The following is an 18,236-nucleotide window of genomic DNA, read 5'->3' on the forward strand; positions in this document are numbered from 1 at the left end:
TCCCTGAGGAGCGCCCGGAGCTTGCGGAGGGCGCGTCACGAAGGGTCTTCGCAACCCGACTCACCAGGACCCTTCGTGACGGCCTCCGCAAGCTCCGGCCTCCTCAGGGAGCAGTGGTTGGGCTCGCGCCGAGCACAACGGGTTCTTTCGTAGTCCACGACGGCCGTCAGGCCGCAGCTACTGAGGCGTGAGGAGCGTTAGCCGCCGGGCCGAGCAAGCGACGAAGGAGCGCGTCGAGGTCGACGAGCCTCGAAGGATCAGCCCTCGCGTGCGACCTTCGCGGCGGCCCAGATCATCGGGAACTGGAACGGCAACCGGGCCAGGGCGACGACCTTGTAGGGCAGCGGCCGATCCCACCACAGCCGGACCATGTTGATGTTGGCGGGGTAGACGGCGAGGAACAGCAGCACCGACGCCGCGCCGGCAGCGCGTCGGGTCTTCGGCGCGAGAAGTGCAGCGCCCAAGCCGATCTCGGCAGCACCGGAAGCGTAGGTCAGGGTGCGGGGGTCGCCGGGGACCTCCTCCGGGATGATCTCGTCGAACGGTTTGGGTGCCACGAAGTGGAGTACTCCGATGCTGATGAGCATCGTAGCGAGGCCACGGGCGAGCTGGACGGGGTCGAGCCGGGAACCGCGGATGGTGCTCACGTCGTCGTTCTCCTTTGATGGACCGGTGACTGCACGAACTCGAACCACTCTCTCAGAATTCGACCTTCAGCGTGTCCGATGTCGGATGCGCCTGACAGCCGAGGATGTATCCGTCCTCGATGTCCTCGGGGTCGAGCGCGCCGGCGTTGTCCATGTCGACGCTGCCCTCGGTGAGAGTGCAGGCGCACGAACCGCACTCACCCTCCTGGCAGGAATACGGCGCATCGAGTCCGGCGGCGAGCATGATGTCGACGAGAGTTCGCGAGCGAGGCCAGGTCAGGGTGTGGGTCTCACCGTCGAGCTCGACCTCGACGGTGGCGGCACCCGCCTGCTCCTCCTCACTCACCTCGCCGAGTTCGACGTCGGCGAACGGGTCGCCGGACAGCGAGTTGTAGACCTCGGTGTGGACGTTGTGGTGCGGGAAATTCGCGTCCGACAGGCCCTTGTGAACGGCATCCATGAACGGGCCCGGTCCGCACATGTAGGCGACGTGCGACGTCGCGTAGGGCGCGAAAGCCGTTGCCAGAGCGGCCGCACTCGGCAGACCCTGGAGTGATTCGAGCCAGTGGACGAGGGTGAGCCGATCCGGGTGGGCGGCCAGGAGTTCTCGAAGCTCGGCGGCGAAGATCACGTCGGCGACGTCGCGGTTGGCATAGAAGAAGACGATCGGTGCGTCGCCCTTCTCGAGGGCCGCCTTGAGGATCGACATCACCGGTGTGACACCGCTGCCGGCCGCGATGAGCAGCAATGGGGTGTCATAGGACTTCGGGGTGAACACGCCCGATGGCGGCAGCACCTCGACCTGGGTGCCGGGGGAGAGGTTGTCGCACACCCAATTGGACCCGTAGCCGTCGGCGGTGCGCTTCACGGTCACCTTGGGCCGCGGATCGGTGAACGGCGACGACGCGAGGGAGTAGCAGCGCGCGACCGAACCGGTCTGCTCGCTCGGAATCCGTAGCGTGAGGAACTGCCCCGGTTTGTAATCGGTGAACGGCTTCGGCGAGGCCTCGGGTACCTCGAAGGCAATGGACTTGGCCTCGGCCGTCTCGTCGATCACCTCGGACACCGTGAGGATCACGCTGCGTGAACCGTGGGGGGTCAGGTCAGACATGTGCGCAGTCTCCGCCGTCGAGGACCGGCACCCCGGCCCAAATTAGAACACGTTCTACTTCAGCCTATCGCAACGACCGGTGTTCCCACGAGGGGCTCCCGGTCGATCCCGTGCGGCCCTAGCCAGCGTAGTCACGCCAGGGCCGCCACGCCGTCGGCCACGGTGCGCGCGCCGGACGCGATGAGCGTCTCCAGGTCGGCACCGGGGTCGTCGAGCCATTTCTCGTACGCGGCGAGGGCGGCACCAAGACACAGCCAGCCGATGGTCTGCGGCAGGTGATCGCGGACATCGACGCCCAGCCGGGTCGCGCAGAACTCGGCGATGACCTGACGCCAGTCGGCGTAGACGATCATCGAATGTGCCTGCAGCGCAGGCACCCCGAGGAGGAGAGACATACGTCGCCGGTGGTTGTCGAGTTCCTCGGCGGGCACCCGGTTGAACGAGACGAGAGCGTCGACGAGGGCCTGCGCCATCGGCGTCTCGGGCGGGATGCCGGCGAGGAGGGTGCGTAGTTCGAGGAGATGGTCGTCGAACTCGCCCCAGGGGATCTCGTTCTTCGACGAGTAGTACCGGAAGAGTGTGCGCCGGGCTATCCCGGCCGCCTCGGCGATGTCGTCGACGCTGGTGTCCTCGAAGCCCTGGGTGGTGAAGAGGCGGATCGCGAGTGCGCTGATCTGCGCACGCGACGTGATGGGGCGCCGGCCCGGCGGGGTACGTGCGGGCTCGTCACCGCGCATCTTCGTGGTCATCGGGACCTCAGCCTATGGGACCGGTGTCGTCCGGATCGACAGAACCGTCCACCTGGCCATTCGGACAGTTCGCTCGCGAGCGCTAGATTTCTGCACCGAGTGCCACTACAGTCTGTCGTGATCCACATCACTAACCCACCAACCAGGAGGTATGGATCATGGCAGATCAGTCCGCTGCGACCAGTCACAGCTCGAACGACACCGAACTCCTCGCCGAGTCACTCGTCGAAGAGGTCTCGATCGACGGGATGTGCGGGGTCTACTGATGTCAGCCCCGACATCGAATCCGATCTCCGGCGACCGTTCCGCGGTCGCCGGGGTCCGGTTCGACACCCCAGCCGAGGCCCCCGGTTTCGACACGCTCGAGCCGTGGCGGCTCAATCCGAAGGTCGCTCTGCGGCCGGAGCCGTTCGGAGCGCTGCTGTATCACTTCGGTACGCGCAAGCTGTCGTTCCTCAAGAACCTCACCGTCGTCGGCATCGTGCAATCCCTCGTCGACCACGACTCGGCGGAGGCCGCCCTCCTCGCCGCCGGGATCTCGCCCGCCCAACGTCCCCTGTACCTGCAGGCGCTCACCGCGCTCGCCGACAGCGGCATGATCGTGCCCCGCTCCTGAGCGATCAGGCCCGACGTCCCGGCCCGGACGTCCCAGTCCCGAACCGCCAGCCCCGAATGCAAGGACCTCAACGATGACGACCATCGAGATGCCGCCCACAGCAACCGAATTCGCGAGTGCACTCCGGGCGCCCGCACCGACCGCCGGCGAGGTGCCGAAGGTCGGCCGGCTCGTCGACCAGTTCGAGAAGGGTCTCGACGCGCCCATCTGCCTCACCTGGGAACTGACCTATGCGTGCAACCTCGCGTGCGTGCACTGCCTGTCGTCGTCGGGCAAACGAGATCCACGCGAGCTGTCCACCGAACAGTGCAAGGCGATCATCGACGAGCTGCAGCGGATGCAGGTCTTCTACGTCAACATCGGTGGCGGTGAACCGACCGTTCGCCCGGACTTCTGGGAGCTCGTCGACTACGCCACCAGCCATCAGGTGGGGGTCAAGTTCTCCACCAACGGCCTGCGCATCGACAAGAAGGTGGCCGCGAGACTCGCGGCGTCGGATTATGTCGACGTCCAGATCTCGCTGGACGGTGCCACCGCGGAGGTCAACGACGCGGTCCGCGGTCCGGGTTCGTTCGACATGGCGGTCCGCGCACTCGAGAACCTGGCAGAGGCGGGTTTCGCCGACGCCAAGATCAGCGTCGTCATGACACGACAGAACGTCGCGCAACTCGACGAGTTCAAGGCGCTCGCCGACCGCTACAACGCCACGCTTCGCATCACCCGGTTGCGTCCCTCCGGCCGGGGCGCCGACGTGTGGGATGACCTGCACCCGTTGCCGCACCAGCAGCGCGAACTCTACGACTGGCTTGTCGCACACGGTGATCGAGTGCTGACGGGCGACTCGTTCTTCCACCTGTCGGCGTTCGGTTCCGATTCCGGCGGCGGCCTCCCCGGCCTCAACCTGTGTGGTGCGGGACGCGTGGTCTGCCTCATCGACCCGGTCGGCGACGTGTACGCGTGCCCGTTCGCGATCCATGAGAACTTCCTCGCCGGGAACATCTTGTCCGACGGCGGATTCCAGGAGATCTGGCAGCGGTCGGACCTGTTCACCGAATTGCGCGAACCGCAGAACGCCGGCGCCTGCACGAAGTGCGCGCATTTCGACGCCTGCCGCGGCGGGTGCATGGCTGCGAAGTTCTTCACCGGCCTCCCGCTCGCCGGCCCGGACCCGGAGTGCGTGCAGGGTTACGGTGAGGAACTCCTCGCCGGCGACCGCACGAAACCGACCGCCAACAAGGACCATTCACGCGGTACGCCACTGACCCTGATGACCCGGCGCCCGGACGGCGACCTGACCCCGGTGGCCTCGCGTCCCACCAAGTCCTGTGACGAGAACCCGCTCGCCGGGTTCACCCCCGCCGCGCGGTAGATCGCCCGCGGTACACCACGGGGCGCGCCGTTGTCAGAACCTGCGCCCCGTCTCCATGAGAGCCAGCCGGTCTCCATGGATGGATCAATGAGTAGGAAGAACATGTCTGCCAACCCCTGGGCCCGTAATCCCTGGTTCGAGACCGTCACCGAGGCGCAGCGCCGGGCCAAGAAGCGGCTGCCCAAGTCGGTGTACTCGTCGCTGGTCGCCGGCACGCAGGCCGGTGTCACCGTCGACGACAACGTCCGCGCGTTCTCCGAACTGGGCTGGGCGCCGCATGTCGTCGGTGCGCAATCCGATCGCGAGATGACGACAACCGTGATGGGAGAGGAGATCTCGTTCCCGGTGATGATCTCGCCGACGGGTGTGCAGGCCGTCGACCCGGAGGGCGAGGTGGCCGTGGCCCGCGCGGCGGCCGCCCGTGGCACCGCGATGGGACTGTCGAGCTTCGCCTCGCACGCGGTCGAAGAGGTCACCGCGGTCAACGACAAGGTCCACTTCCAGATCTACTGGCTGGGCGGCCGCGACGAGATCCTCGCCCGAGCCGAGCGCGCCAAGGCGGCCGGTGCGAAGGGTCTCATCGTCACCACCGACTGGGTCTTCAACGTCGGGCGCGACTGGGGAAGCCCCGAGATTCCCGAGAAGGTGAACCTGAAAGCGCTGCTGCGCCTGGGTCCGGAGATCGCGGTCAAGCCGCGGTACGCGCTCGACTGGGTCAAGGGTGGGAAGATCAACATCCCCGACCTGACCGCACCCAACCTGACGCCGCAGGGGGTGCCGGGACCGACGTTCTTCGGCGCCTACGGGTCGTGGATGAGCACCCCGCCGCCCACCTGGGAAGACCTGAAGTGGTTGCGCGAGCAGTGGGATGGGCCGTTCATGGTCAAGGGCATCACCCGCCTCGACGATGCCAAGCGTGCGGTGGACATCGGCGCGACGGCACTGTCGGTGTCCAACCACGGTGGGAACAACCTCGACGGCACCCCCGCCACGATCCGCCTTCTCCCCGACATCGCGACGTCCGTGGGCAACGACATCGAGGTCCTGCTCGACGGTGGTATCCGACGCGGCAGCGATGTGGCCAAGGCGCTGGCGCTCGGGGCCCGCGCGGTCATGATCGGCCGTGCGTACCTCTGGGGGCTCGCGGCCAACGGCCAGGCCGGCGTGGAGAACGTGCTGGATCTCCTGCGCATGGGACTCGACGGTGTGCTGATGGGTCTCGGGCACAAGAGCGTGCACGAGCTGTCGGCTGCCGACCTCGTCGTCCCCGACGGTTTCACCCGTTCGTTCGGGACCATCTGAGCCGTCTGCCGGTGGCGGTGAGGATGTGCCCGCGAACCATGGGGAAACCAGAACTAGAACGTGTTACAGTTCTGCCATGGGACAGTTCGACGGCAAGGTCGTCTACATCACCGGCATCGCCCGAGGTCAAGGTCGCAACCATGCGATCCGGTTCGCTCGCGAGGGGGCCGCGATCGTCGGCCTGGACATCGCGGGTCCGATCATCGACCATGCGACCTACCCCGCGGCCACCGCCGACGACCTCGCCGAGACGATCCGTCTCGTCGAGGGCGTCGGTGGAAAGATCCTTGCGCGACAGGGAGATACGCGTGACCTCGCCTTCCAGCAGCAGCTCGTGGCCGACGCCGTCGAACAGTTCGGCCGGCTCGACCACGTCGTCGCCAACGCCGGCGTGCTGACCTGGGGCAAGGTCTGGGAGCTCAGTGAGGAACAGTTCACCGACGTCGTCGACATCAATCTCGTCGGTGCGTGGAAGACACTGAAGGCCACCATCCCGGCGATGCTCGAGGCGGCCAACGGCGGCTCGATCACCGTGATCAGTTCGGTTGCGGGCCTGAAGGCGATGCCGATGCAGGCGTCGTACTCGGCGTCGAAGTACGGCCTCGTCGGACTGACGCAGACGACCGCCAAAGAACTCGGGCATCACCGCATCCGGGTGAACAGCGTGCACCCGTACGCGGTCGACACCCCGATGGGTATGGCTGACACCGAGGCCCACCGGATCTTCGGAATCCCGTGGGTCAACCCGCATTTCACATCGATCCTCGACTATCACCCGGTCGCCGCACTCGACGAGATCTCCGACGCCGTCCTCTACCTCGCGTCCGACAGCGCCAAGGGGATCACCGCTGCCGAGTTCCAGATCGACATGGGTCATTCGAAGGTCTGACGCTGGTCGGCCGGCACCTGGTCTGTGACCGGTGAACCTCAACTCGACTGGTGGACTTCGATCGAAGTCCATCAGTCGAGTTGCAGTCCACCGGTCATGACCATTCGACGCACAGGATCGCCGCCCGCCGGATGGGATCGTGTGCGGCAGTTGTACGTCGGGGAAATGTGCTCGGGCGGGGAACGAAGCGAGCCACGAAGGGCGACGTGAGTTGTCGCCCTTCGTGGCTCGTCGACCTCGACGCGCTCCTTCGTCGCTTGCTCGGCCCGGCGGCTTTCGCTCCTCGCACCTCAGGGAGCAATGGGCGGGTCCCACCGCTCCTGGAACCTCAGGGAGCATTGGGCGGGTCACCACCGCTCCTGGAACCTCAGGGAGCAATGAGCGGCGCGATCCTCAGTCGGCCCAGAGCGTCGACGGATCGGTCGCCTCGGTGGTCGGGCCCGTGGGGGTCTCCGGCTTGGTGCGCGAGAAGCGCGGTGCCACCTGGGCCTGCGTCACGCCGTCGATGTCGACGAGGTTGGCGCGGGCGGCCATGTGGGCGTCGGCGGGTGCCTCGGCGAAGGTGAGGACCGGCGAGGTGCAGGCGTCGGTGCCCTCGAAGACTGCGGCCCATTCGTCGCGGGTACGCGACTTGAAGGTCTCGGTGAAAATCTCTTTCAGCTTCCCCCACTGGGCGATGTCGTTCTGGTCCGGCAGGTCGGCGTCGGTGAGTTCGAGGCCCTTGAGCAGCTCGGCGTAGAACTGCGGCTCGATCGCGCCGACCGCCATGTACTTGCCGTCGGAGGTCTCGTAGACCTCGTAGTACGGAGCGCCGGTGTCGAGCATGTTCACACCCCGGGTGTCGCTCCACAGTCCGGTGCCGCGGAACGCCCACATCATCTGTCCCAGAACGGAAGCGCCGTCGACCATGGCCGCGTCGACGACCTGCCCCCGGCCGGAGACCCCGCGCTCGAGCAGTGCGGCGAGCACACCGACGACGAGGAACATCGAACCGCCGCCGAAGTCGCCGGCCAGGTTGAGCGGGGGCACGGGACGATCGTCCTTGCGTCCGATGGCGTGCAGCATGCCCGTGAGCGAGATGTAGTTGATGTCGTGGCCGGCGAGGTTGGCACGGGGTCCGTCCTGCCCCCAGCCGGTCATGCGCCCGTAGACGAGGCCGGGATTGACCTTCTCGAGGTCGTCGGGTCCGAGTCCGAGCCGTTCCATCACGCCGGGACGGAAACCCTCGAGGATCACATCGGCCTTGGCGACGAGGCCGAGAATGGTCTCGCGGTCGTTGTCGTCCTTGAGGTTGGCCTCGACGACGCGTCGGCCGCGGAGCAGAGCGTCGGCATTGCGGCCGGGCTTGGGCAGCGACCCCGGGCGCTGAACGCGTACGACGTCGGCGCCGAGATCGGCCAGCAGCATGGCGGCATGCGGACCGGGGCCGATACCGGCGAACTCGATGACCCGGATCGAACTCAGTGGGCCGGGCTTGCCGCTGTCGTGTGGTGTGGCACTGCTCATGGGTGTCGTCCTCCCGATCGTTGTTCGCGCACTGTGTCAGGTGTCACTGGATGCTCTCAGCATTCCACAACCGATCGAACGCTCGTCAGAGTGGTGGTTCGCGACATCTGGACGCGTTTTTCGCTCCGTTTTCGGGCGAGACCGACACACTCGCAGGCACCATCGCTAGCATTGGTCGAATGACGGTGCCATCGGCGTTGGGGCAGTGCAACTGGCCAGACCTCGATGGGCAGGTGGTCACCCTGCTGGTGCCCCTCGGTTCGGTCGAGCAGCACGGGCCCCACCTCCCGCTCGACACCGACACGCGTATCGCGGCGGCGATCGCCGAGCGCGTCTGCGGGCGATCGACGGCCTCCGGACTCCTGTGCGCACCGGACCTGAACTACGGCGCCAGCGGCGAACACGAGGGCTTCGCCGGGACCATCTCGATCGGACACGAGGCGTTGTGCGCCCTTCTCGTCGAGTACGGCCGCAGTGCGTGCCGATGGGCGGCCCGCGTGGTGTTCGTCAACGGACACGGCGGGAACACCCGGACGCTGATCGAGGCGGTGACCCGACTCCGCTACGAGGGCCGGGACGTCGCCTGGTTCCCGTGCGCTTTCGATGGCGCCGACGCGCACGCGGGGTTCACCGAAACATCTGTGCTGCTGCATGTTTCGCCGTCCGTCGTGGATCCCGACCGTGCCGTGGCGGGCAACCGGGAGCCGGTGGGGGCGCTGATGGGGGCGATGCGGTCGGGCGGTGTCGCCGCCGTGAGTCCCAACGGTGTCCTCGGCGACCCGGAGGGCGCGAGCGCCGAGACTGGGGCGGGTCTGGTCGACGGGGTCACCGACCGCCTGTGGGCCGCCCTGGAGTCGTGGCAGGTCGACGATCTGGGGCGCCTGGGATGACGGCCCTCGACGACTCGGCCCCACGACGCTGGGCCGGGAACCAGGACGCGGACGACGCCTCCGCCCGGCACGACTCGGATTCCGTCGAACCCGGAGCGCACTCGGACGCCGACGTGCCTCCGGGACCGCGCACCGATCTGCCCGACGGCTTCCAGGTGCAGATCGACCTGCGCTGTGCCAAGGCGGGCGACTTCCGGTATCTGGTCGGCGGCTCGCCGACGCGACTGCTGCGCATGTCCGACACCGCCCTCGGGATGACCTCCGAGGACGGTCGGATCGAGGTGTGCGACAACGTGACCCGACGACTGGCGCGCGCACTGCTGGACGCGGGGATCGCCAATCCCCGGCCCATGTTCGGGCCGCAGCCGCAGGACGTGACCGTGGTCGTCCCGGTCCGGGACAACCAGGGTGGCGTCGACCGCCTGCTCGACGCCCTCGACGGGCTGACGGTCATCGTCGTGGACGACGGCTCCGCGACCCCGATCGTGGCGGACCGGCCCACGGCGCGGGTCCTGCGCTTCGACGACAACCGTGGTCCGTCCGCGGCGCGCAACGCGGGTGCGGAGGCCGCGACGACCGACTTCGTCGCATTCCTCGACTCCGACGTTGTACCCGACCCGGATTGGCTCACCATCCTGCTGACGCACTTCTCCGACCCAACGGTCGGGCTCGTCGCGCCGCGCATCGTCGGATTGCAGTCCGACGCGGCGATGGCGACGTCGCTGGCCGAGCGGTACGAGAACGGGTGGTCCTCCCTGGACATGGGCCCCGAGGAGTCTGCGGTGGCGCCCTCGACCCGGACCCCGTATGTGCCCAGCGCCGCGATGGTGGTGCGGCGCAGCGCGTTCTGCGGTTTCGACGAGTCGTTGCGGGTGGCCGAGGACGTCGACGCGTGCTGGCGGATGCACGCGGAGGGGTGGCGAATCCGTTACGACCCGGTGGCTCGTGTGGCCCATGAGCACCGCGCCGACCTGCGCTCGGTGCTCTCGCGTCGCTGTTTCTACGGCACCGGCGCCGCGCACCTGGCCTCCCGGCACGGTGACCGGGCGGCGCCGATGAAGATGTCGGTTCCGATGGCCGCCGCGGTGGTCGCGTTGCTGTCGCGGACTCGGTTCGGTGCCGCCCTGGCGATGATCATCCTCACCCATCTGGCGGTTCGGATGCGGCGCCGGCTGGGCGACCTGCCGTCGGCCCCGCTGGTGTCGGCGCAGATGACCGGACGAGCGGCCGGGTTCGGACTGCTACAGGCGGCGGACGCCATCTGCCGTCACTATTGGCCGGTGGCGGTGTTGCTCGCCCTCGTGTCCAAGCGTTTCCGCACCCTCGCCGTGCAGGTGGCGATCGTCGAGGGGGTGGTGTCCTGGGTCCGGGATCTGCTCGCCGATCCGACCAGTCCGCCCACGCTCGGCCCGCTGCGCTACATCCTCATGCACCGGCTCGACGACCTGGCCTACGGTGCGGGCCTGTGGCAAGGGGTCATCACCCATCGAGACCCGGAAGCGTTGCGCCCGGTCATCTCTCGATGACGACGACCGGCCGGTCGCTCACCGCCGACGTCGTCATCGTCGGCGCCGGCAGCGCCGGATGCGTGCTCGCCGAGCGGCTCTCGCGGAACCCCGACCGTGCGGTCGTGCTGCTCGAACGCGGGCCGGAAGGCCTGCCGACCCAGGCGGACCTCGAGCTGTCCCGGCTACCGATCGACGACGCCGCGCCGCACGCGGTCCGCCACGACACGAACCTCGGGGTGTCGGCGGCCCGCGGGTCGGCTCTCGGCGGTTCGTCGGCGGTGAACGGCGGGTACTTCCTCAGGTGGCATCGCGACGACTTCGGAACGTGGCCGGCCGGGTGGGGGCCCGACGCCATCGCCGACGCGTACGACGAACTGGACGCGCCCGGCGGCACCATGGGCGTCGAACCCGTCGCCGACGACGAACTCGGCGACGCCGGAACCGCTTTCGAGCGCTACTGGACGGCGCGGGCACCGGTGCGCCCGCTCGCGCAGCGGTGGCCGGTGGTCGGGCTCAACCGGGTGCCGATCAATCGGAGCGGGCTCGCGCGCCGCTCGGCGGCCGACGCCTACCTCGTCCCGGCGCTGTCCCGCCCCAACCTCCGGGTCGTGACCGGATGTGCGGTGGACCGTGTGGCGACGGCCGGCAGTACGACGGTGACGGGCGTGCACGCGGGGTCGCTCACGGTCGGCGCGGGTGAGGTGATCCTCGCCGCGGGCACCCTCGGCACCGCGGGGATCCTGTTGCGCTCGGAGTCACCCGAACTCGACATCGAGGGTCGCGCAGATGCCCGTTCGCTGGGTGCCGGGGAGCATCGAGGCCTGGCGGTGTCGTACGCCAGGCGGACACCGGCGGGGCCGGGCACGGTGTTGCCGACCGTGGTGCACACCGACGACGCCATCGAAATACGCTGTTATCGAGACGATTTCGCCTCGTACATTCGCGGTCTGCGCGCCTGGGGTCCGATCGTCGAGGTGACCGCGATGAGGCATTCGGCGGTACGCATCGTCGCCGACGGAGCCGCTGTACGGATGGAGTTCGACGAACCCGACCCGGCCACCGCCGTCGCGCTGCGGGCGGCGGCCGCGGACGTCGTGGAGATGCTGCGGGCGCCCGAGTTCGCCGACGTCGTCGTTCCGGGGAGCGTGCGGATCGCCAGCCGGGCGGGGTTCTCCCAGCACGCGTGGGGGACGATGCCGATGGGCGTCCGGACCGATTGGGTCGGCGGGGTGTACGGGGTTCGCGGACTCCGGATCGTCGACGGGTCCATTCTGCCCACCAGCGGGCGCAGTGGCCCGCACGCGACGATCATGATGATGGCGTGCCGGATCGGTGATGTACTCGCGCAACGGTGAGGCGGTCGAGTCCGAACACCTCGCGGTTGTGGCCGGGTCTCTCTAGGGTGAGAGGCATGTCTGCGCCCACGCTGTCCGATCCGGCCATCCGCGACTTCCTCACCAGCGGCACGAAGACCGGACACCTCGGATACACCGCCGCCGACGGTCGACCGCTCGTCGTCCCGGTGTGGTTCGTCCTCGACGGTGACCGGATCGCGTTCAACACCGGCGCCACGACTGCCAAAGGCCGTGCGCTGATGCGTGATCCACGTGTCGTGATGGCAGTCGACCTGCCCGAACCGCCGTTCGGGTTCGTGCAGGTGCAGGGCATCGCGCGGGTCACCGAAGACCTCGACGAGGTGCGTCGCATCGCGACGATGTGCGGGGCGCGATACATGGGTGCCGAGCGGGCCGAGGAGTTCGGAGCCCGCAACGGGGTCCCCGGCGAGCTGGGGATCTGGATCGAGCCGAGCAAGGTCATCGCGAGCCTTGATGTCACCGCATGACCGCACACATGCGTTCCTGACGCCGACGCTGCCCAAGCAGTGCTGGGGGTTCATGATCGGGTCGGCGCTGTTCGCGCTGGGGTCGGCCCCCGGGCTGGCACATGTGATGGGCGCCGGGTTCGCCAACAGCTGCTACTTCGTCGGCGCCTGGTTCTTCACCGCTGCCGGATTCATCCAGCTGATCCGCACCGGTACCGTGGCCGAACTGCGGTCGTCGGCGCCCGGCTCGGTCATCCGTGCCGAATGGCTCACTGCCGCCACGCAGTCGGTGGGTACGATCCTGTTCAACGTGTCGACCACGGGAGCCCTGGTCGCGCATACGATCTGGGGTGACCGGCACCTGGTCTGGACCCCGGACGCGGGCGGGTCCATCGCCTTCCTCGTCAGTGGCGCGGTCGCCTTCGCCGGGTACACCCGCGCCACCGGACGCCGGTGGGATGTCCGCGATCGCGACTGGTGGTCGGTGCTGATCAACTGGATCGGGTGTGTCGCATTCGGGGTGTCGGCCGTCGGAGCGTTCGTGACCAAGGGTGGCGTCACCGCCGACGCGGTGGCCGCGACGGTCGGTACGTTCGTGGGAGCGATCTGCTTCTTCCTCGCCTCATTGATCGTTCTGCCGAAGCGGCACAACGGGTCCGGCTGAGGGCTCGACGGATTCCCGGTCGGGCTGCGGCGCGTCGGCGTCGGCGCGCTCGTCGACGGCGCTCTGGTGGGCCGAGAGTTCCCGGTCCAGCGCCGTGTCGAGGGCTCGGTCGAGTGCGGCGTGGGCGTTCTCGGTTCCGACGCGGCGCATCATCCCCAGGAGGTTCACCGCCCAGGCGACGTCGTCGTCGTTCTCCGGCAGCCAGCCCGGGCCCTTGCGTCGATCCACTTCGTCATGCGCGGCAGCAAGCAGGATCTCGGCGGCCTCGTTGATCTTTGCGGTGAAGCGCTCGTGGACATCTGCCAGCGCGGAGATCTGCACTCCCCGTCGCACGAGCTTCGCCAGGTTTCCGATGATGCGCGGGTCGATGGCCTCGTACACCCCATCGCGCGGGGTCTCGGAGATCACACCGGCCCGCACCAGAGCCGCGACCTGGGCATCGTCGAGCGGGCCGAACCGATCGTCGAGCTCCTCGCGGGTGATCTCCGGGCGTGACGTGCTCGACCAGTGCTCGTCGAGGATCTCGTTGAGCTCCAACGCATCCCCGATGCGAGCGCCGGGGTTCGTCATAAAGGTGGCGATGTGCTTGAGGGTGAACCCGCTCCCGAGCAGTTTGTTGATGGCCCGGAGGTTGCGCAGGTGCTTCTCGGTATAGATCGCGACGCGTCCGCGCCGGAGAGGCTGGGGCAGCAGCCCGCGTTCCTGATAGCCGCGGATGTTCCGGGTCGTGGTCCCGGACACGCGCGCCAGGTCGTCGATCCGGTACTCGGTCATCCCCTCACTGTAACGCTGCGGCGGCCGGAGTCCGAGCGTCCCGGTGAACGAGGATCCGGTAATCCCGCAGTTCGACGCGGCGCAGCTGATTGACGTACTGGGTCGCGAAGCCGGGATACATCGTCGCGTTGAACCCGTCGTCGGTCAGATACCAGCTCTGACATCCCGAATTCCACGTGGTCGAGGTCAGCCGGCGCTGGATGTCCCGGTTGTATCGCTCCTGCGCCTCGGCGCGCACGTCGAGCGCCTTCCACCCGTTCTCCAGCAGCTGGGTGACGGCGTCGGTGATGTAGTCGATCTGTGCCTCCATGTAGACCAGTGCCGAACTGTGGCCTGGACCGGAGTTGGGTCCGAAGGTGAAGAACAGGTTGGGATACCCGGATACGGCGACGCTGCGGTACGCGAACGCGCCCCGCCCCCATTCGGACGCCAGGTCGCGGCCGTCGAGGCCGGTGATCGGGATCGGCGTCCCGGTCTTGGACACGTCGAACCCGGTCGCGAACACGATGCAATCGAATTGGTGCTCAACACCTTCGACGGTGCGGATGCCACGTTCGGCGATGCGGGCGATCGGCCAGGTCACCAGTGTGCAGTTCGGTCGCTGGAGCGCGGGGTAGTAGTCACTGGTCATGAGTAGTCGCTTGCATCCCGCGGCGAAGTCGGGGGTGAGTTGCCGGCGCAGCCACGGGTCGTCGACCTGCGACCGCAGGTGCACTCTGCTGACCGCCTCGACGACGCGGGTCAGGGGAGTGTTCCAGACGACGCCCAGCGCCACCGTCTCGTGACCCCAGAACCAGAGTGAACGCGCCAGTCGCTGGGCGCCGGGCACCGCCCGATAGAGCCGCTTGGTTGTCGCACGGATCCGGACGTTCGCGCGGGGCAGGACCCAGCCGGGCGTGCGCTGGAAGACCTTCACCGACGCGGCCTTCTCGACCAGCTCCGGCACGATCTGGACCGCGCTCGCGCCGGTGCCCACCACCGCGACCTTCTTGCCGGCGAAGTCGTAGTCGTGATCCCACCGTGCGCTGTGGATCTTGTGCCCCTCGTAGTCCTCGATGCCGGGGATGTCGGGGAAGGAGACGTTCGCGAGCGGACCCGAGGCCAGGACGACGGTGCGCGCCCGTACCGGTTCGTGCCCTTCGTCGAAGGTGATGGTCCACAGACCGTCGTCGGCGCTGTACTCCATCCCGGACACCGTGTGGCCGAACCGGATGTGCGGTCCGATCCCGGAGTCGTCGACCATCGACCGGATGTAGTCGAGGATCTCGGCACTGCGCGAGTAGGTGTGCGACCAGTCCGGGTTGGGCGCGAAGCTGTAGGAGTACAGGCGCGACGGGATGTCGCACGCGGCACCCGGATAGGTGTTGTCGCGCCACGTGCCGCCGACCCGGTCGTCGCGTTCGAAGATCGCGAGGTCGTCGATTCCGCGCTCCCGGAGACGGATCGCCGCGCCGATGCCGGCGAATCCGGCTCCGATGATGGCCACCGACGTGTACATCACCGCCGCCTCAGGCCGTCGGCTCGTAGGTGAGTTCCTGCGACCACGTGGGTGTTCGGTGGACCAGGCCGAACGGGATGCGATCGGTGAGCTTCACCATCGAGTCGGCGAACAGGTGGTAGGGCACGTTGCCTCGATTGATCACCGCCGCACCGTGGTACGCGACCACCTGGAACATGGGCAGGCGCCGCACGTACTCACTTCGATCACCCACCGCCCGGTAGCGCTTCATCGCGCTGTACAACCGTTCCTCGTCGACCCCCATCGCGACGATGTTGTCGCGCATCTTGTTCAGGAGCGGGACATAACTGAGAGCCCCGATCAGGAAGGTCGGCTTGACCCACCCGCCGACGAAATCGATCGTCCGTCTGCGCAACCCCGCGTGTCCGAGGATCTCCATCACCTCGAAGTCGACTGCGAGGTGCCGCGATTCATCGGAGTTGATCCGTCTGAACACCTCCTGGGCCACCGGGTCCTTGACCTCGTCGGTGATGAACTTGATCAGCGCGCCGTCGAGCGCGACCTCGAGCATCGGGATCACGGTTCCCAGAAAGGACAGGGACATGTCGTCGGAGTGTCGGTCGAGCCAGTTGATCACCAGCTGCACGTTGACATTCGGTGACGGGATCTCGTCGCCTGTTGCGTGCGGCCCGCTCGCTCCGCTCCCGGCGCCGTCGAGCATGCCCCACCGGCGCATCAGTGCCAGTTCGGCATTGGCATGCTTCTGTTCCTCGGCGTGGAAGTGTTCGTAGATGCTCTTCAGCGTCGGGGTCGGCGCCTTCTTGGCCATGGCCGCGAAGCCTCGTGCGCCGACGTTCTCGATCCACATCAGGTCACTCATGAAGGGCTTGAGCTTGGCATGGAGGTCGGGGTCGATGAGCTCGGCGCCCGGTGCGTCCCAATCGATGTCGATCAGGGCCCATTGACGGTCCTTGATCTTCTGCAGCATGTTGTCGAGGTCGATGGCCATGAGAGTGGTCCTTTCGAGTGGTCGGTGGGCTGAGGTCGCCGGGTCAGGACGACGGCAGGAGGCGGTTGAGGAGTCCGAGTCCGCGGACGTAGGACGCCGGGAAGTGTCGTTTGAGATGCCAGATCACGCGAGCGTCCAGTTGCGGCAGGACGTAGAGACGTCCTAGATCGTGGGCGTCGAGTGTCGCTGCGGCCACGCCGGCCGGGGACACCCCGGTCCAGCGCATCAGCGTCCCGGCGAGATCCTGTGCGTCCGAAGTGATCCGACCGTCGAGAGCCACGTTGGTCTTGACGAACGTGGGGCACAGAACCGTGACACCGACGCCGGCGGAGGCCAGCTCGGCGGCGAGTGTCTCGCTCAGCGAGACCACGCCGGCCTTCGACACGTTGTAGGGCGCCATCACCGGCGCAGCGGCGAAACCCGCGGCCGACGCGACGTTGATGATCCCGCCGCGGCCCGCTTCGCGCAACATCGGCGCGAAGAGTTCGCACCCGTGCACCACACCCCAGAGGTTGATCCCGAGCGTCCAGTCCCAGTCGTCGAACCCGATGTCGCCGACCGGGCGGCCCCCGATGCCGACCCCGGCGTTGTTGACGACGAGAGTCGGTGGACCGTCGAAGGTGTCGCGGGTGAACGCCGCGAGCGAGCCCATCGCGGCGCGGTCGGCGACATCGCAGGTGAACGCATGGGCCGCCCGGCCGGTCCCGGCGGTGACGAGCGATGCGGTCTCCTCGGCGCGTTGCTCGTCGATGTCGGCGCAGATCACCTCGCCTCCGCGCCGGCCGAGTTCGAGCGCGAACGCACGGCCGATCCCGCTCCCGGCACCGGTGACGAGCGCGCGAGCGTTCTGCGACACCGGATTCCGGAGGAACCGGCGCCGGATTCCGTCGACCGCGGTGATCATGACGCGTCCGCCTCGGTGGGCGAAGCCGGGACCGTCGCCGGAGACGGCCGGTTCGCCGCCTGGTCGCCCAGGAACTGCGCCACCCGCCGCAGTGCGGCGTCGGCCTCGGGGCCGAGTCGGGGGAGGGCCTGGAAGACGTGCATCAGGCCCGGCCAGATCTCCAGCCGGCTGTCACCGCCGTGTGCGCGGAGTTGCTCGTGCAGGTGGCGGGCGTCGGCGCTGAGCATCTCGGCGCCGCCCGCCTGGATGAGGAACGGTGGAAGGTGCCGTGCCGCAGCGAAATCCAACGCGACTCGCGGGTCGTCGGCGGCAACGTCGCGGGTGTAGAGCGCCACCAGACGGGCGGCAGTCGCAGCCGTGATCGCCGGGTCGCGCCGGATGCGTTCCTGGGTGCGCGCCAGCTCGAAGGTGAGGTCGATGAGCGGGGAGAACACCACGACCGCGGCGGGTTGGGCGGCGCCGCCGTACGCGCGCCGGAGGGTCAGATCGCAGGCCAGATGACCGCCGGCGGAGTCGCCGGCGACCACGATGTCGGCAGGAAGGAAGCCCTGGCGGAGCAGCCAGTCGAAACCGTCGGCGACGTCCTCGGCGGCGGTGGGGAATCGGTGCTCGGGAGCCAGGCGGTAGTCGACGACGAACACCGGTAGCCCGGTCGCATGGGAGAGCCGCGCGGCCAGCGAGCGATGTGTGCGAGCCGAGCAGATGCTGTACGCGCTGCCGTGGATGTAGTAGATCGCGCGGCGCCCCCGTCGGACATTAGGTCCGAGAACCCACTCGCCGCGAATGCCGTTCTCACGGACCGGATGCACGGTTGTTCCGGATGGCGTACGTCCGAGCGTGCACATGATCGCGGCGATGAGACCGCGCGAGAGTCGGATGCCCAGCGGATTCAATGGAATCGCGCCGGTGAACGTGCCGAGCCCCCACCTCGTCGCATGGGCGGTCACGGTGGCCCGTGCCGATGCGCGGGTCGGGAGCGGCGTCGTGGTCGCGCTGGTGTGCATCAACTCACACCAT

19 protein-coding genes are annotated in these 18,236 nt (G+C 68.0%); 10 read left to right on the forward strand and 9 right to left on the reverse strand.

Annotated elements, in window-relative coordinates:
• Positions 1-257: 257 nt before the first annotated feature.
• From ACFVHY_RS22445 to mftR, 3 genes are all read right to left on the reverse strand, one after another.
• On the reverse strand, positions 258-647 hold the full coding sequence (locus ACFVHY_RS22445; protein WP_390275547.1) for a hypothetical protein: 390 nt from the start codon (positions 645-647) through the stop codon (positions 258-260).
• Between the two features lie 52 nt (positions 648-699).
• A complete protein-coding gene (locus tag ACFVHY_RS22450; RefSeq protein WP_390275549.1) occupies positions 700-1,758 on the reverse strand; it encodes a 2Fe-2S iron-sulfur cluster-binding protein in 1,059 nt (352 codons plus the stop codon).
• 131 nt (positions 1,759-1,889) lie between these two features.
• Positions 1,890-2,507 (reverse strand): mycofactocin system transcriptional regulator, encoded by a 618-nt coding sequence (gene mftR / locus ACFVHY_RS22455; RefSeq protein WP_390275551.1) that lies wholly within the window; start codon positions 2,505-2,507, stop codon positions 1,890-1,892.
• 158 nt (positions 2,508-2,665) lie between these two features.
• On the opposite strand from mftR, the gene mftA reads away from it, so the two are divergent.
• From mftA to ACFVHY_RS22480, 5 genes are all read left to right on the forward strand, one after another.
• Positions 2,666-2,773, forward strand: a complete 108-nt coding sequence (gene mftA, locus ACFVHY_RS22460; RefSeq protein WP_058252362.1) for a mycofactocin precursor MftA — start codon at positions 2,666-2,668, stop codon at positions 2,771-2,773.
• The gene (gene mftB / locus ACFVHY_RS22465; RefSeq protein ID WP_390275553.1) at positions 2,773-3,123 is read left to right on the forward strand and encodes a mycofactocin biosynthesis chaperone MftB; all 351 of its coding nucleotides are present in this window, start codon (positions 2,773-2,775) and stop codon (positions 3,121-3,123) included. The genes mftA and mftB overlap by 1 nt, the downstream gene beginning before the upstream one ends.
• Before the next feature lie 73 nt (positions 3,124-3,196).
• Complete coding sequence (gene mftC, locus ACFVHY_RS22470; RefSeq protein WP_058252360.1) at positions 3,197-4,492, forward strand: mycofactocin radical SAM maturase; 1,296 nt, start codon at positions 3,197-3,199, stop codon at positions 4,490-4,492.
• A gap of 102 nt (positions 4,493-4,594) precedes the next feature.
• Complete coding sequence (mftD, locus tag ACFVHY_RS22475; protein ID WP_390275555.1) at positions 4,595-5,794, forward strand: pre-mycofactocin synthase MftD; 1,200 nt, start codon at positions 4,595-4,597, stop codon at positions 5,792-5,794.
• Between the two features lie 76 nt (positions 5,795-5,870).
• The gene (locus ACFVHY_RS22480; RefSeq protein WP_390275556.1) at positions 5,871-6,683 is read left to right on the forward strand and encodes a mycofactocin-coupled SDR family oxidoreductase; all 813 of its coding nucleotides are present in this window, start codon (positions 5,871-5,873) and stop codon (positions 6,681-6,683) included.
• A 393-nt stretch (positions 6,684-7,076) separates the two neighbouring features.
• Here the strand turns inward: ACFVHY_RS22480 and ACFVHY_RS22485 are convergent, their stop codons facing one another.
• On the reverse strand, positions 7,077-8,189 hold the full coding sequence (locus tag ACFVHY_RS22485; protein ID WP_058252357.1) for a CaiB/BaiF CoA-transferase family protein: 1,113 nt from the start codon (positions 8,187-8,189) through the stop codon (positions 7,077-7,079).
• A 179-nt stretch (positions 8,190-8,368) separates the two neighbouring features.
• Here ACFVHY_RS22485 and mftE point away from each other — a divergent pair, with 179 nt between their 5' ends.
• The 5 genes from mftE to ACFVHY_RS22510 are packed head-to-tail and all read left to right on the forward strand — an operon-like array spanning position 8,369 to position 13,073.
• Positions 8,369-9,079: a mycofactocin biosynthesis peptidyl-dipeptidase MftE gene (mftE, locus tag ACFVHY_RS22490; protein ID WP_390275557.1), complete on the forward strand. Its 711-nt coding sequence runs from the start codon at positions 8,369-8,371 to the stop codon at positions 9,077-9,079.
• Positions 9,076-10,605 (forward strand): mycofactocin biosynthesis glycosyltransferase MftF, encoded by a 1,530-nt coding sequence (gene mftF / locus ACFVHY_RS22495; RefSeq protein ID WP_390275559.1) that lies wholly within the window; start codon positions 9,076-9,078, stop codon positions 10,603-10,605. The genes mftE and mftF overlap by 4 nt, the downstream gene beginning before the upstream one ends.
• Positions 10,602-11,942, forward strand: a complete 1,341-nt coding sequence (gene mftG / locus ACFVHY_RS22500) for a mycofactocin system GMC family oxidoreductase MftG (RefSeq protein ID WP_390275561.1) — start codon at positions 10,602-10,604, stop codon at positions 11,940-11,942. The genes mftF and mftG overlap by 4 nt, the downstream gene beginning before the upstream one ends.
• Positions 11,943-11,998: 56 nt before the next feature.
• Entirely contained in the window at positions 11,999-12,430 is a 432-nt protein-coding gene (locus ACFVHY_RS22505; RefSeq protein ID WP_390275563.1) for a PPOX class F420-dependent oxidoreductase, read from the forward strand.
• Positions 12,417-13,073, forward strand: coding sequence for a hypothetical protein (locus ACFVHY_RS22510; RefSeq protein WP_390275565.1), 657 nt, complete (start codon positions 12,417-12,419; stop codon positions 13,071-13,073). The genes ACFVHY_RS22505 and ACFVHY_RS22510 overlap by 14 nt, the downstream gene beginning before the upstream one ends.
• On the opposite strand, the gene ACFVHY_RS22515 is transcribed toward ACFVHY_RS22510, so the two are convergent.
• From ACFVHY_RS22515 to ACFVHY_RS22535, 5 genes are read right to left on the reverse strand one after another with little or no spacing between them, the layout of a single operon-like run.
• Positions 13,032-13,847 (reverse strand): MerR family transcriptional regulator, encoded by an 816-nt coding sequence (locus ACFVHY_RS22515; protein ID WP_390275567.1) that lies wholly within the window; start codon positions 13,845-13,847, stop codon positions 13,032-13,034. The genes ACFVHY_RS22510 and ACFVHY_RS22515 overlap by 42 nt on opposite strands.
• 4 nt (positions 13,848-13,851) lie before the next feature.
• Positions 13,852-15,345, reverse strand: coding sequence for a flavin-containing monooxygenase (locus tag ACFVHY_RS22520; protein ID WP_390275569.1), 1,494 nt, complete (start codon positions 15,343-15,345; stop codon positions 13,852-13,854).
• A 10-nt stretch (positions 15,346-15,355) separates the two neighbouring features.
• A complete protein-coding gene (locus ACFVHY_RS22525; protein ID WP_390275570.1) occupies positions 15,356-16,315 on the reverse strand; it encodes a ferritin-like domain-containing protein in 960 nt (319 codons plus the stop codon).
• A gap of 43 nt (positions 16,316-16,358) precedes the next feature.
• Positions 16,359-17,219 carry an SDR family NAD(P)-dependent oxidoreductase gene (locus ACFVHY_RS22530; protein ID WP_390275571.1) on the reverse strand — a complete coding sequence of 287 codons (861 nt, stop codon included), beginning with the start codon at positions 17,217-17,219 and terminating at the stop codon, positions 16,359-16,361.
• Positions 17,216-18,223, reverse strand: a complete 1,008-nt coding sequence (locus ACFVHY_RS22535) for an alpha/beta hydrolase (RefSeq protein WP_390275573.1) — start codon at positions 18,221-18,223, stop codon at positions 17,216-17,218. The genes ACFVHY_RS22530 and ACFVHY_RS22535 overlap by 4 nt, the downstream gene beginning before the upstream one ends.
• Positions 18,224-18,236: the final 13 nt, after the last annotated feature.

Source organism: Gordonia sp. NPDC127522, from assembly GCF_042672305.1.
Lineage (GTDB): Bacteria > Actinomycetota > Actinomycetes > Mycobacteriales > Mycobacteriaceae > Gordonia > Gordonia hongkongensis.